We start from the raw sequence: 13,495 nt of genomic DNA on the forward strand, positions 1-13,495 counted from the left end.
GTTGGATGACATGTTACAACGGTGTCAGTGAGGCGCATTGGCAGCAACTGCCCGAACCTGCTGGAGGTGTTTTCACGATGTTGATGCGCACTGACCCCTTCCGTGAGCTGGACCGGCTGGCCCAGCAGCTGATGGGCCCGGGCACCTGGTCGAAGCCGTCGGCGATGCCGATGGACGCCTACCGCGAGGGCGACGAGTACGTGGTGGCCTTCGACCTCCCGGGCGTGGCCGCGGACGCGATCGACATCGACGTCGAGCGGAACATGCTGACCGTCAAGGCCGAGCGCCGACCGGTGGCGAAGGCCGACGACGTGCAGATGGAACTCTCCGAGCGGCCGCTGGGCGTGTTCTCCCGCCAGATCGTGCTCGCCGACACCCTCGACACCGAGCACATCAAGGCCGACTACGACGCGGGCGTGCTCACCCTGCGCATCCCGATCGCCGAGCGCGCCAAGCCCCGCAAGATCTCCATCGGCGTCGGATCCGGCCACAAGGAGATCTCCGGCTGAGCCGGACCGTCGAACGGCTCGAACAGCGGCGGAGGACGGGTACCTGGTCTCCCCTTCTCCCGTCCTCCGCGCGCCCCAATGAACGAGGAAAGGGGTGCGGCCGACGTGGCCCTGCGATGCGAAGCGTTCCTCGACCGGGTGAAGGAACGCGGCGAATACGGCTCCCTGCACGAGGCCGAGCGCGCGGCCCGCGTGGTGCTCGCCCTGCTGGGCGCACACCTGGTCGGCGAGGTACGCGCCCAGCTCGCCGCGCGTCTGCCGGAAGGCTTCGCCCTGATCCTTCTCAACCCGCTGCAGAGCGCCGAGCCGCTGTCACCGGAGCGGTTCGTCCGCGCGACCGCGGCCTGGATCGAAGGAGCCACCGAACAGACCGCGGCGTGGGACGCCAGCGCCGTCCTCAGCACCGTCGCCGACGCCGCCGGCGACGACCTGCTGAGCCAGATCCTGCTCCAGCTCCCCACGGGCTACGACCTCCTCTTCGGCCGCCCCCAGCCCACCTGAACACGCCTCGGTGACCCCAGACCCGCCACCATGATCCTGGTGACAGAAAGGCAACCATCCAAGTGATGTCCGACCAGAGCGCACCATCCCAGCACTCCTATGGCAGGGCCTATGAGCAGATGCTGGAGAAGGTCCGCTACGACGGCGCGTACCCCACCCGTGAGAAGGCCGAGGAAGCCGTCCGCCTGGTCCTCGCGGGACTCGGACGACAGTTGACCGGCGACGAACGCGTCGAACTGGCCGCCCGCCTCCCCTTCGAAGCCGCACGCATCCTCACCGCGCAGATCCCCGACACCCAGCCGATGACCGGCTGGAACTTCGTCAAAGACCTCGCTGCCCGCACCGGCGCCTCCCTGGCCACCACCCGCTGGGACACCGGATCCGTCTTCTCCGCCGTCGCCTCCTGCGCAGGCGCCGAGCTTCTGAGCCGCATCCTTCAACAGCTCCCTTCCGGCTACGCGCTGCTCTTCGGCCGCGCCGAACTCACCCACGCCGCATAGAGAGAGTCGGCCCGCGCCCGTTCTCGGATCCGCTCCTGCCGAGGCTCCAGCTCCTCGACCCGCACCGCGTCCTCGCCGAGGGCCCGACGCGGTGGCGGGCCGACGAGGCGGATGTTTCAGGCCCGCTCGGCAAGGAGGCGTTCGAGGGGCTGCCAGTCACGTGGCCCGCGGGTACCAGGGAGTGGGTGAGAGTGAGCCACTCGCGGGGCGACGACGCGGAACACGGCCCGCACCGCAGGGAGGGCCGAACTGCAGCGGCATGCAGTGGGCGCCGCCTGGCCCGTCCGCGGGCCAGGCCCGCCCGTTGCCCGCGCCGACCCGCACGCGGGTGCCGGAGGAGGTCTCTCTCCGCGCACCAGGTGATGCCGAACATGTTGCCGGGTCCGGGTGGAACGAGATCCCCATGCACCCGAGCATGCAGCGCTGCTACCGGCCGGCCGGGCCCACAACCGGGCCGTGTTCCTCGTACGCTCCCGTTCCCGCGCGGCTTCGCGCTCGGCCCTCCAGCCCACGCCGCGCCCGCTCGACACAGCGGGGGCCGACGAAGCCGGTCGCCCACCGCAGCGCTGTGCCGGCCCACGGGCTTTGGTGAGGTGTGCCGCTGTCAGCTCCCGGCTCCGCCCCTGAGATGTTTGCTGGTTGTGTCCAGGTTTCCCGGGCGAGTTCACGACGGCGGCCGGAACGCGTCCGTCACGTCGGTCACCGCCAGAACGTGCGCGGCACCGGCCCGAGCGGCCTCGCCAGAGGCCTCCGTCCAAGGCACAACGAAGCCCATGCGGCGGCCTCCGATAACCGCCCATATGCTGCGATCATGACCACAGGGCCGCATCAGGGAACCGACATTTCCGCCGAGCTCGAGATTCTGCTGGGCGGCATGGGGCTGCCCATCGTCGGCACCACGGACCGGGCCCAGGCCGTCGGTCTCCTCGTCAATCCCGCCGGAAACAGGGCTGCCACCGTCGAGTGGCTCGCATCCACTGCCGTGCGAAACGCTGCAGCGTGCGAACACCTCGAAGGAAGGGCGGAAGGCCGAGCCGCACTCTTCCACAGCACCACGCGTGCCTACGTGCACCGCGCGATCAGCGGTGTGCTTGAGGAATTGGGGTACTCGGTGTCACACACGCCGGCCGGCTTGCGCGTCGAAGGATCGCCCGATGTGTCAGGGAGAGAAACGGCCGCCAGTATCGTCGCAGCCTCGCCTGTCGCCCCGTACACGACCCCAGGCCGGGCACCCGGCCTGGGGTCGTGCACCCCATAGAACTTTCCTCCCCTCGGCCAGCCCGGCATCCTCGAACACGCCCGCCAACACCCTGCCCGGCCGCACCCGTCCCGCTTGATCCGTTTCAATCCGTTCACGTTGCCCTCGCCCTTGCCCGAGTCCCACCCCAGCGTGAGCCCGGCCGCAAGGCATCGAAGTCCCGGCGCAGTCCGCGGGCAGGCTGCCCATCGGCTTCAGCGTGGTGCCTTCGGCGCTGGTGAGCCAGTCCTCGAGGTCGCGCCCGCGGGCGCTCGCACATCATCCGAGCGAAGGCGCGCACGCAGTCGGCGACTGGCTCCGGCTCCGGGCAGCGTGCCAGAAGGTGCGGGGCTCATGGCCCGGCCACGACCCTAGCCGCCGACGGTTAGCCAGCGAGATGCAGCTCCACGATGGCTGCCAAGAGGTGAGGACCCCCGACCTGGCAGCAGCAGGGCCCTCGGCGTGCTTCTGTGGGTGACGGAGATGCACACGTCGCCACCGTCAACGAAGCACCGACGTCCCGGGACACGCTCGGATACGCGAGCGGCCGCGGAGAGCGGGCAGCGCACGTCAGAGGGGCCCTGGGGGTGTCGGCCCGGCACTGATCGCCACTCGCCACCCTGTGCCACACGCCCCCCTCAGCCAGCCGCCGCAAGCCCCGGCGCTCCGGGGCAAGAGCGCTCCCCGCGCTACAGCGGAGCGTGGCACGGGTATGCCGGCGCCGCGGAAGTGGGGAATGACCTGTCCCGACCACCCAGGAGCGTTGCAGGTCTCAGCTGCCTTGGGCTTCAGGGGGCGGACTCGCCGATTCGGCGGCGCGACGGTATGCGGCGTTGAGACGCTGGGCTTCCTCGAGCTGGTCTTCGAGAATGATGATGCGGCAGGCGGCCTCGATGGCGGTGCCCTGATCGACGAGCTCGCGGGCGCGGGCGGCGATACGCAGTTGGTAGCGGGAGTAGCGGCGGTGACCGCCGGCGGAGCGGAGCGGAGTGATCAGGCGGGCTTCGCCGATGGCGCGGAGGAAGCCCTGGGTGGTGCCGAGCATCTCGGCGGCCCGGCCCATGGTGTAGGCGGGGTAGTCGTCGTCATCGAGACGGCCGAACGAGTCGTCTGCAGTCATTGCACCTCTCTGTGGAACACGCCGGAGGGGCCCTGGTGCCGTGCGGCACCAGGGCCCCGAAGGAACTACACCATCTGCCGGCCCTGATACTGCGCCGGCTTTCTGTTTCCGCAGACCCGGCCGAGATGCTGTCGGGTGTGCGGGGATCGCGGTTGCTTGACCGGAGACCACCTCGCTAACGATGTCCTGCGGTACCCGGGCTCAGACTTTGCCGCCCGGGCGATCCTGATGGCGCTTGGTTCCTCCGTTCTTCTTGTGGGATCACAACTTTCTTCTGCTGGTACTGCTCAACGGCCTGTCACAGCGCCGCTCTTCGGCAGCCGGCCCCGTGCCCTGACTGAACCCACTGCCGAAACCTCCCGGTACGCGCGCTGCAGCTGACGCCTTTACCGGGGAACCTCTGTCACCACACTGCTGGTACTTCGCACTGCACTTACTGATCGGGCACTTCTGCACTGCTCGGCAGCCCCTGTCACTGCGGGCCACCCGGTACGGTCGTCAGTCCCGTCGCCGTCCTGACTACTGCTGTGGCTTCGGACTCCACCACCGCACCGTCCTGCGTACTTCGACTACCTGTACTGCGGTACTGCTGCCCGGCAGTTCGTCTCTGCCGGGCCCTTCGATCTCTCGGCTACGAGACAACCATAACCACATCGCACCCGAATTTCTACTCCAGCCAGCATAGATTTTCGCGTGTCCAGTAGGGAGGTAACCGGCCTCGAACGGAACAGGTGCGCCGTCGGCGGTTTCAGCTGCTCAGCAACCGCGACCGGCCCCAGAGCGGGGCGCGGACGGGCGCGGGCGGCCGGTGTCGGCGAGCGCGCGGATGGCGACCACGGAGGCGTCCGGCAGGTCGACGTACTGGTGGGTGGCCGCGGTCACGAGGCGTCTCCGTCTTCGTCGGCGGTGGGAGGCGCGGCCCCCGCCCGTCGCGGCGGTCAGGGCGGAAGCTCCATCGCGGCGGGACGGGAGCGGGACGGGCAGGCCTGGCGTGGTCAGCGCGGCGAGGGAAGCAGGAGTGCGCCACCGGGCCGGCGCCGCGGCCGGTGGACGAGGACGGGCTACCGCGGGAAGTACCACGGAGCGGCGGCTTGCCGGGGCACCAACATCCGGCGGGCATGAAGGTCCGGGCGGTGGCCATCGGAAGGCCGCCATGCCTTCAGGTCGACGGTTCGGAGCCGGACGGGGCCGCGCGGCCAGCAGTTCGCGGGAGTACGAGGGCGCCGGGGCCGTGTACAGGGCGCGGGCGAAGCCGGTCTCCACGATCCGGCCGTCGCGCATCACGGCGATCCGGTCGGCGAAGTGCCGTACGAGGGGCAGGCCGTGGCAGATGAACGGATAGGCCGGCCCGAGCCGTCCTGCAAGTCGGTGAGGAGGTTGAGCACCCCGGCGCGTACGGAGGGGTCCAGGGCCGACACCGGCTCCTCGAGTACCAGCAGCCGTGGGTCGCGGGACAGGGCCCGGGCAATGCCATGCCGACCAGCTGGCACTGTCCGCCGGACAACTCGTGCGGCCGGCGCCCCCCGAGGCGGGGGTCCAGCCCGACCATCTCGAGGCAAAGATTCGATGTTGCGCTCAGCAACGGTGGGGGCAGGGCCTGTCGCTATGCCTTGCTGCGGCATCCGGCGAGGAGGGTGGCGACCATGCGTTTGGCGTCGGCCTGGCCGTAGTCAGGGCCGGTGATGCAGAGGTTTCCCATGGCTCGCATCAGCGTGTAGGCGGTGATGCCGGGGCTGAGTTCGTCGGCGGCGGCGCAGGCATCGAGCAACGTTGCGCAGGCCGGCACCAGGGTGTCGAGCATGAGGGTGTGGAGGTTCTCCAGCCCTGGATCACCGGACCCGAGGGCGGCACCGAGGCCGTGCTTGGTCACGAGGAAGTCCACGAACGCGTCCGCCCAGCGGGTCAGGGCGATGAACGGGGAGGCTGATTCCTTCAAGAGGCGCGGCGCGAGAGCAGTGCAGGTGTCGATCTGATGCCGGTAGACGGCGGTGACGAGGTCCGCACGGGTCGGGAAGTTTCGGTAGATCGTGCCCACGCCGACGCCGGCGCGTTCGGCGATGTCGCGGATGGGGGCCTGGACGCCCTGGTCCACGAAGACCGCCGCTGCGGCCGCCAGCACGCCGCTGCGGGTGCGCTGTGCCTGTGCTTGGCGCACTCCGACCGGTTCAGCCACGGGGTCCTCCTGTTGCTCGCGGAACAACGTTCCGCTAAGTTGGCGGAACAACGCTCCGCCAAAGTATGGCAGAGCGATCCCATGGAGAAAGCGCAGGTCTCCGTTGTCATCCCACCACCTCGACCAGCAAATCGTCTCGGTCAAGCCCATCACCGTTCCCGCGCCCGGCCGCAGCCTTGACCTCCTGGTGAAGGTCACCGCCCCGCTGTCGGGCCAGAACCTGCCCGTCATCGTGTTCTCCCACGGCAACGCGTGGTCCCTGGACGGATACGAGCCCCTCGTCGACCGGTGGGCCGCAGCCGGATTCGTCGTGGTGCAGCCCACCCACCTGGACTCCCGCCGCAACGGCATCGGGTTCGACGACCCTCGCTTCGCCACCATCTGGCGCGTCCGGATCGCCGACCTCCACGCGGTCCTCGACGGTCTCGACGACATCCTCCTTCAGGCCGGCGGCCTGGAGACCCGCGTAGACCGTGAGCGCATCGCGATCGTCGGCCACTCCTGGGGCGCCCAGACCGCCGGCGCCATGCTCGGCGCACGCGTGCTCGACGCCGACGGCATACCCGGAGAGGACTTCTCGCACTCTGCGGTCGGGGCCGGCGTGCTGATCGCCGCGACCGGAACCGGCGACACGCTCACTCCGTTCGCCGCCGAACACCTTCCGTTCATGAGGCCGCACTACTCCACCATGACCACCCCGGCCATGGTCATCGCGGGCGGCAGGGACCAGTCACAGCTCTCCACCCGAGGACCGGAGTGGTTCACCGACGCCTACCACCTCAGCCCGTCCCCGAAGAGCCTGCTCGCCATCGCCGAAGGCGAGCACACCCTGGGCGGCATCGCCGGCGAGATGGCCGCCGAGACCACCGACGAGGACCCGACCCGTGTCGCCCTCGTCGCCGACGCGATCTCCGCCTACCTCTTCAACGCCTTCAACCTCAACGACGCCGCGTGGACCGACCTCAACAGCGCCGCTGCTGCCGGCGACGGTACGTGGGCCATCTCCAGCAAGTGAACCCACCCAGATGGCCCCATCAACCGAGGCCATGGCGGGCAGAGCGGTGTCAGGTGAGCGGTTCTCCCGGCGAAGACGATCGGCGCAGCGGGGCGACCCGCTGGCGGCGCCATGCGGGACTGGACCGAGGTCGGCGTCTGGCCCCGCCTCCACGAGGTCCTGCTCGCCGAGCTGAAAACGGCCGGCCTGTTGGACATGGACGACACTGCGGTCGACGGCTCCCATGTCGAGCTCCCAAAGACATCTCAGGGAGCCAAGAAGGCAAGCCGGCTCCCCGGCGGAGCGCGAGCAGTGGGCCGAAGGCGTGTTGTTCGTCGTATCGCTTCCGGGTCTGGAGACAGTGGCGGAGCCGGCCGAGGAAGCGGTTGAGCAAGTGGCGTCGAGCGGCGTTGAGCCAGTCTCCGTGTTCGTGCCGGCGACGGTAGTGGGCGTGAAGGAGCGGGAGCACGATGTTCTTGCGGACACGCGACAACAGGTCCACACCCGTGCCCGAGGCAGCCCCTCCACAACTCGACACCGGTGATGCCACGGTCGGCCAACAGCGGGGGCCGGCTGGCTGACCACGTACTTCATGGGCCAGTGCATCTGGGAGTTCCGCTGGGCGCACACGAGATGGGCGAAGGGCCGCCAGGAGTGGGCCCAGGTGCACTCGCCTGGCTTCGCCGCAGCGCCGCCGTATGCCCCGGGCTGCCCGGCGACTGTGTGGAACTGCTCGCCGCCGACCCGGACTTCGCCGTGCGCCTGCTGCTCGCCGAACGCCACCCCGAAGCCCCGGGCGAACTGCTCCTCGACCTCTATCTGCACGGCACGCACCGCGCCGTACTGAGTCTGACCGGGAGACCGAACTTCCCCACGACCGGACTCGCCCCCGCTTGCGGCCCCCCGAGGCGGGTTGGAGCGCGGCGGCCAGTCCGCTGCTGCCGGTCGAGGAGATGCGGGCGCTGCTGGACCGGGCTGGGATCCCGGACTCCCGGTAGCTGCGCCCGCCCCCGCTCAACCGATGGTGACCACCCGCGCCCAGGACGGAGGAGCGTCCGGGACGTAGCCGGGGTCGTTCTCGTCCGCCGCTCGCATGGGGCGGGGGAAGAGCCCGACCACCGTCCGGAAGGGCGGCTGTGCCGAGGGCCAGGGCGTCTGGCCGTCCGTCAGGGCGACGACCACGTCCGGGCGGGAGCGCTGCGCGCGCTCGAAGCCGGAGCGCAGGTCCGTACCGCCGCCGCCGATCAACTCGATCCGCTCGGCGCGGCAGATCGGCACGGCGATCCCGGCCGCCGCGTCACACGAGATCACCGACACCAGGTCGCGACGCCCGCCCACCGCCCGCGAGATCGCCGCCACCTCCAACAGCGCGCTGCCCAGTTCGGCGTCGCTCACCGACCGGGAGGTGTCGATCACCACGCACACCCGGGGCGGCGTAGGGCGCAGGCTGGGCAGCAGCACCCCGGGTACGGATGCCGAGCGCCGGGACGGGCGGCGGTAGCTGTGGTTCGCGCCCGCTTCCTGCGCGCCCGCCGCCGAGCGGACCGCCGCTCCCAGCAACCGCCGCCATGGTTGCGGCGGATGGAAGGCCTCGTCCGCCCAGCGGCGCCAGCCCTCCGGAGCGTCGCCCGGTCTGCCCCGGATCCCCTCCGCAACCCGGAAGCGGACCGCGTCCCGCTGTTGCCTGGACAGACCGTGTGCCCCGTCGGGCCCCAGCTCCCAGGGCCGCGCCTGCCCGTCGGCACCGCCGCCGCAGTCCAGCCAGGCCAGCTCCGCGGCGGGCCCGGACAGTGAAGCCGTCCGCAGGTACTCCTCCATCAGCAGCCCGTCGTCCAGACCCAGCAACGACGGCAGCACCGCCCCCGTTGGCCTCGGTAGTCCCTCGCCGTAGATGTCGTCGTTGATCTCGAAGTCCGCGGCGATGTTCCGCCGCAGCCTCTCACCAGGCCCGTATGCCTCGTGCTCCCGCGCATAGCGCTCACCGCGCCCGTGGTGGTCCCGGAGCAGATGGGACACCTCGTGCACCCAGACACCCGCCAGCTCCTCCACCGGCATGAGGGCCACGAAGGCAGGGGAGACGTAGCAGCGCCAGTGCGCGTCCACCGCCATCGTCGGCACCGCCCGGTCCTCCACCACATGCAACGCGAACAGCGCGGCGGCCAGATAGGGACGCACCTTCACCGCGTGCAGCCGGGCGGCCAGCAGCTTCTCCATGTCCAGCTTGAGCACGGCCCCCTCGGCCGGATCGCTCGGCACGGCGGCCGGTTCCGGCGGCACCATGGCCCGCACCCGGCGCGGTGGCGGCGCCGGCCGCGGCATCGGACGCGGCAGTGGCCGTTTCGTCATGGGCTCCGTCATCGGCGCGCCCCCCGCCGCAAGCCCCGCGGGCGTCCGCGGGGCGGCCTTCTCCACCGACCGGTTCGCCCGCCTGGCGAGACCGATCACCCCCGCCAGCCGCTCCACAGCCTGAGGCACCTCCCATTCGTCGCGCCGCAGCGAGGCCAGCACCGTAGCCGGAGCGACCAGCAGATCCGGGGCGCCGGTCTCCAGCGCCCGGACAAGCACCGCCCAGCCCGCCTCCCAGCGTTCGCGTTCCGGCCGCGCCCCGACGGCTGCCACCACCGCCTCCAGCACAGCCTGACGGAGATCGCCCCGTACCGGCAGCTCGGCGGCGGCCGGATCGGCCAGCAGCGACTCCGGGTCGGGGAGGTCCATCCGGTCCAGATGGGCGAGGAGCTCAAGCCCGGGCCCGTCTCCGACCGCGCCACGTACCAGCAGTGCCAGCACCTCCCGGGACACCGAGGCCGCAGTGCCGAAGGCAAGCAGTGTCAACGCGGCCTCCCAGCTTCGAGGTGACGGCCAGGCACCGCCGCGCCGTGTCTCGCTGTTCGGCAGCTGGTGGATCAGCGTGGGCCGGGCATCCAGGAATCCGCAGACCGCGCGCCGGGCCAAATCCACCGCCTGCGGCAGCAGCTCCGGCGCCAGCCGTGGCAGCTCCGCCCGGGGCCACACCCCGCCAAGCCCGCGCACCACCACGTCCCGGTCGTGCACCCAGTAGAGATGTACGAACCGGTTGGCCAGCGGCGGGCTCAGCTCCCATCCGTCCGCCGCGGAGGCACGCGGATTGGCCGCGGCCACGATCCTTACCCCGGGCGGGAGTTGCAGCGCGCCGACCCGCCGCTCAAGCACCACCCGCAGCAGCGCGGCCTGGACCGCCGGGGTCGCGGTGGACAGCTCGTCCAGGAACAGCAACCCCCGCCCGGCCCGTACCAGCTCAACGGCCCACTGCGGCGGCGCCATCGGCACTCCCCGCACCTCCGGGTCGTCGCCGATGATGGGCAGCCCGGAGAAGTCGGACGGTTCGTGGACGCTGGCGATCACGGTCGTCAGCGGCAGGCCGAGGGAGTCGGCGAGCTGGTTCAGGGCGGCGGTCTTGCCGATGCCGGGCTCGCCCCAGAGCAGTACTGGCAGGTCGGCCGACACGGCCAGGGTGAGCGCTTCGAGCTGCTCGTCGGGACGAGGTTCCGTTGTGGTCGTGCGAAGGAGGGAGAGGAGATCGTCGGCGAGGGAGAGACGGGAGGTCATGGGCATCACCTGGGGTCGCGAATGGCGCAGGACGCGCGGCAAAGGACAAGGAGGCAGCGCGACTTCGGCGAGGCGGCGAAGTCGGCGCGGGGAGCGGGCTCGGCGAAGTCAGCCGAAGAGGGCGTTACGAGGCCGGGTCCGACGGCCGCGCTTGAACCGAAGAGCGGACAGCGCACGGAGGTCCGGGCGGAAGTCGTGGCCCTGCGGCGTCCTGGACGCACGGGCGGCGGGGTGCGAGGTGTCCAGCCCCGAGCGGAACAGTCCGTGGTCGATACGCCGGGCCACGGCCGACTCCAGCGCCTCCCGGAGCGGCCCCTCGCGCAGCTCAGCACCAGGCCCGAGCAACCCTTCGACCACGGCGAGCGCCCCGGCGACATCACCGTGGCCCAGCCGTTCCCGTACCGCGGGCAGCGCCTCGGGGCTGCGGTGCACGGCTTCGATCGCCCGCAGACAGGGCAGCGGCGGACCGCCGAGCGCCACCAGCAGCTCCTCGCGCCGCAGTTGGTCCGGCTCGTGATCGACGGCCGTCAGCACCCCGTCCCGCAGCGCGATCCGGTGCACCGCGCCCCGGCACTCCACCCGGCGCGGGTCACCGGTCTCCGGCCCGGCCCCGACCATCGGCGCCAGCGCTGTGTACGGCGCCAGCGACGCGGCGACCAGCGGATGCAACCGTCCGGCCGAGACCAACCCGGCCCCCAGCAGTTCCAGATCCGGCAGCACCCGCGCCGCTGCCTCCGGCAGCACCGGAAGCGCGGCGACGTCGTACCGCCGGGTCGGAACTTCCCGCAACGCCGGGGCATGGCAGTCGTCGGGCGCGACGAGTTCGTACACGGCACTGCTCCGCGCGCCGCACACTGAACGCCCCACGTGGGTCCTGCCCGTCGGCGCGCAGCAGGAGCTCCGCTTCGGCGGCCCAACGCGGCACCGCCCAGGGGGAATCGCCACCCGCGGTACTGCGCCACGCCAGCTCCCCGCTCCGTGCGGCGTCCCAGAGATGCCGGTGCAGATCGAGCCGGAATCGCCGGTCGGGATGCGGATGCGGATGCTGGCCGGGGCCGTCAGCCCCGAAACCGTTCCCGCCTGCGTCCCACAAAGCCAGCGACATCCGCTGCCCGGCCTCCGCCCAGGCCGGCGGCGTCCGCACCACCAACCGCAGCGGCACGCCGTCGGAACATCCGTCGCCGGAACCGGAGCCCGGGTAACGGGCCAGACAGACGGTGAGGCCGGGACGGAGCAGCCCGTCGGGGGCGCTCCGGGGCATGTGCCAGCGCAGCAGATCGGGCGCAAGACGGCGCAGATCGGCACGGAGGCGGGTGACGAGTTCGGTGCCGTGGCGACGTCCCACGGCGCGCAGATCGAGATCGACGTCGATCCGGGCAGCGGCACACGCCCCCGCCCAGTCGCCGACCGCACGCCGTGCGGTCGCAGTCTCGATCATGGACGGTGGCACGGCGTACTCACGGACGCGCTGCCACATCAGCAGTCGGGGCGGAATCCCGTTCGCGAAGTGATGTGCCATCAGCACTCACCCTGAGCGAATGATGCCCCCAATCCGAATGAGGAGGAGTTCTTCATCGCGGGCATCGTAGCCACACCCGTCGTTTTCTGTCAGTTCCTTTGACGCGTGATCCTCCGCGTCCGTGGCGATCACGGAAGCAGGGTCGCGTCGAGGTACTCATGCACCGGCTCGAAACGTCCGTACGGCACCTACTGCGGGATCTCGCGCAGGGCGACCCAGACGAGCTCCGACACCGCCTGCGTGTCGGGTCACGAGCGGTGCCGCCCGCCACCTCGCACGCAGAGCAGGACATCATCCGACCGGTCTTCGGGTGCACCCGTTCGCCCAACTGCGCCACGGAGACCACGACCAGACGGGTTCCCTCACACGTCTCCCCCACGGCTGTGTCTTCGCGTGGCTCACCGGGCTCCGCCGCTCTGGCGGAGAACTGCCGGGACGGGCTTCTCGGGGTCACCAGTCAACGTGTGCGGTGATCCACCTCTCCAAGCCGTCCGTGTCGTCGGCGGAGGGCAGTTCGGGCCCGCACGTGAGTGGGGTGCACGAGAGCTGCAGGTGGGTGAGATAGCCGTAGGGGCCATTGTCGGCTGCCGGTCCGAGGACCAGAGCGTGGGTGGGAGTGCGCCAGACGCGATGCGTCAGCGCCGGGCAGGGATAGGCGGTGTCGAGCACCATGGTGCGCTCGGGCGGTGTGCGGAGGTGCGCAGTCACTGCCTGAGCGCCATGCGTGAGCACAGCCTCACAATCTTGTTCGGTGGCCGGGCGCCGGCCACTCCAGCCCGGGATCCGCTGCCAGTCGTCCATGTGGCCGTACAGCCACTCGCCGTTGGTCATGTCCTCGTCCGCTGGATCGACCGGGTAGACCTCGCCGAACACCAGGAAGCGCCGAGCGTCCGGGCGGCCGAACGGCTCGTAGCCCTCGGTGCACACCACATGTCCGTACCCGGTGCGGACGGATTCGCAGACCAACTGGTGCTCCCAACCCCATCCGCGGCGCCGCATCTCCGCATCGACGGCCTCGGTGGTGAGAGCTGAAACCGTGGGAAGCGACAGGAACTCGGCGACGACGGCAGCGGTCAATGGCCGGTGGGCAAGCGCATGGACGGGTATCGGCATAGTGATCATCTTAGAAGCGGCGAGTGCGGCACGGGTGCGGTTGGAGTGGGCGTGGGCCCACACGTCTCTCCGCCGGCACCGCCCACGCCGGTGGTGGCTTCGACGCTTCAAAGGACACCGCGTTGTCCCCGCCACCTGTCTTCCTGAGCCGGCCGCCGACGGCGATCTCGTCCGTGCTCACCGGCGTCTGCGTCCGCAGGGCTTTGAACCACGGGGCGAGGGCCTTGCTCACCATGTGCACGCT

10 protein-coding genes and 3 pseudogenes are annotated in these 13,495 nt (G+C 70.8%); 5 read left to right on the forward strand and 8 right to left on the reverse strand.

Going from position 1 to position 13,495, the window contains the following annotated elements:
- Positions 1-77: 77 nt before the first annotated feature.
- The 4 genes from BLT82_RS28180 (at position 78) to BLT82_RS36910 (ending at position 2,768) form a co-directional block, all read left to right on the forward strand.
- Positions 78-509 (forward strand): Hsp20/alpha crystallin family protein, encoded by a 432-nt coding sequence (locus BLT82_RS28180; protein WP_093659605.1) that lies wholly within the window; start codon positions 78-80, stop codon positions 507-509.
- Between the two features lie 78 nt (positions 510-587).
- On the forward strand, positions 588-1,010 hold the full coding sequence (locus tag BLT82_RS28185; RefSeq protein ID WP_244529658.1) for a DUF2267 domain-containing protein: 423 nt from the start codon (positions 588-590) through the stop codon (positions 1,008-1,010).
- A 65-nt stretch (positions 1,011-1,075) separates the two neighbouring features.
- On the forward strand, positions 1,076-1,510 hold the full coding sequence (locus BLT82_RS28190; RefSeq protein WP_404205430.1) for a DUF2267 domain-containing protein: 435 nt from the start codon (positions 1,076-1,078) through the stop codon (positions 1,508-1,510).
- A gap of 811 nt (positions 1,511-2,321) precedes the next feature.
- A complete protein-coding gene (locus BLT82_RS36910) occupies positions 2,322-2,768 on the forward strand; it encodes a hypothetical protein (RefSeq protein ID WP_143041554.1) in 447 nt (148 codons plus the stop codon).
- A gap of 751 nt (positions 2,769-3,519) precedes the next feature.
- On the opposite strand, the gene BLT82_RS28195 is transcribed toward BLT82_RS36910, so the two are convergent.
- From BLT82_RS28195 to BLT82_RS28205, 3 genes are all read right to left on the reverse strand, one after another.
- The gene (locus BLT82_RS28195) at positions 3,520-3,867 is read right to left on the reverse strand and encodes a MerR family transcriptional regulator (protein ID WP_093659859.1); all 348 of its coding nucleotides are present in this window, start codon (positions 3,865-3,867) and stop codon (positions 3,520-3,522) included.
- A gap of 756 nt (positions 3,868-4,623) precedes the next feature.
- Complete coding sequence (locus BLT82_RS38610; protein ID WP_280142505.1) at positions 4,624-4,749, reverse strand: hypothetical protein; 126 nt, start codon at positions 4,747-4,749, stop codon at positions 4,624-4,626.
- A 721-nt stretch (positions 4,750-5,470) separates the two neighbouring features.
- Positions 5,471-6,040 (reverse strand): TetR/AcrR family transcriptional regulator, encoded by a 570-nt coding sequence (locus BLT82_RS28205; RefSeq protein WP_093659861.1) that lies wholly within the window; start codon positions 6,038-6,040, stop codon positions 5,471-5,473.
- Positions 6,041-6,143: 103 nt separating this feature from the next.
- On the opposite strand from BLT82_RS28205, the gene BLT82_RS28210 reads away from it, so the two are divergent.
- A complete protein-coding gene (locus BLT82_RS28210) occupies positions 6,144-7,055 on the forward strand; it encodes an alpha/beta hydrolase family protein (protein ID WP_093659863.1) in 912 nt (303 codons plus the stop codon).
- A 286-nt stretch (positions 7,056-7,341) separates the two neighbouring features.
- Here the strand turns inward: BLT82_RS28210 and BLT82_RS36540 are convergent.
- From BLT82_RS36540 to BLT82_RS38235, 5 genes and pseudogenes are all read right to left on the reverse strand, one after another.
- Positions 7,342-7,497: pseudogene (locus tag BLT82_RS36540) on the reverse strand (IS110 family transposase); the annotation flags it as partial.
- Positions 7,498-8,048: 551 nt separating this feature from the next.
- Positions 8,049-9,248, reverse strand: coding sequence for a vWA domain-containing protein (locus BLT82_RS28225; RefSeq protein WP_093660076.1), 1,200 nt, complete (start codon positions 9,246-9,248; stop codon positions 8,049-8,051).
- Positions 9,249-9,401: 153 nt separating this feature from the next.
- Positions 9,402-10,625, reverse strand: a pseudogene (locus tag BLT82_RS28230) (AAA family ATPase); the annotation flags it as partial.
- 102 nt (positions 10,626-10,727) lie between these two features.
- Positions 10,728-12,138 (reverse strand): annotated as a pseudogene (locus tag BLT82_RS28235) (hypothetical protein).
- Positions 12,139-12,588: 450 nt separating this feature from the next.
- Positions 12,589-13,251: a hypothetical protein gene (locus tag BLT82_RS38235; RefSeq protein ID WP_244529669.1), complete on the reverse strand. Its 663-nt coding sequence runs from the start codon at positions 13,249-13,251 to the stop codon at positions 12,589-12,591.
- Positions 13,252-13,495: the final 244 nt, after the last annotated feature.

This window comes from Streptomyces wuyuanensis, assembly GCF_900103455.1.
In the GTDB taxonomy this organism is placed as follows: Bacteria; Actinomycetota; Actinomycetes; order Streptomycetales; family Streptomycetaceae; genus Streptomyces; species Streptomyces wuyuanensis.

Coding starts and splice junctions, on each gene's coding strand:
- BLT82_RS36910 (WP_143041554.1), top strand. CDS start 2,322: ATGACCACAGGGCCGCATCAGGGAACCGACATTTCCGCCGAGCTCGAG.
- BLT82_RS28180 (WP_093659605.1), top strand. CDS start 78: ATGTTGATGCGCACTGACCCCTTCCGTGAGCTGGACCGGCTGGCCCAG.
- BLT82_RS38235 (WP_244529669.1), bottom strand. CDS start 13,251: ATGCCGATACCCGTCCATGCGCTTGCCCACCGGCCATTGACCGCTGCC.
- BLT82_RS28195 (WP_093659859.1), bottom strand. CDS start 3,867: ATGACTGCAGACGACTCGTTCGGCCGTCTCGATGACGACGACTACCCC.
- BLT82_RS28190 (WP_404205430.1), top strand. CDS start 1,076: ATGTCCGACCAGAGCGCACCATCCCAGCACTCCTATGGCAGGGCCTAT.
- BLT82_RS28225 (WP_093660076.1), bottom strand. CDS start 9,248: ATGGAGAAGCTGCTGGCCGCCCGGCTGCACGCGGTGAAGGTGCGTCCC.
- BLT82_RS28185 (WP_244529658.1), top strand. CDS start 588: ATGAACGAGGAAAGGGGTGCGGCCGACGTGGCCCTGCGATGCGAAGCG.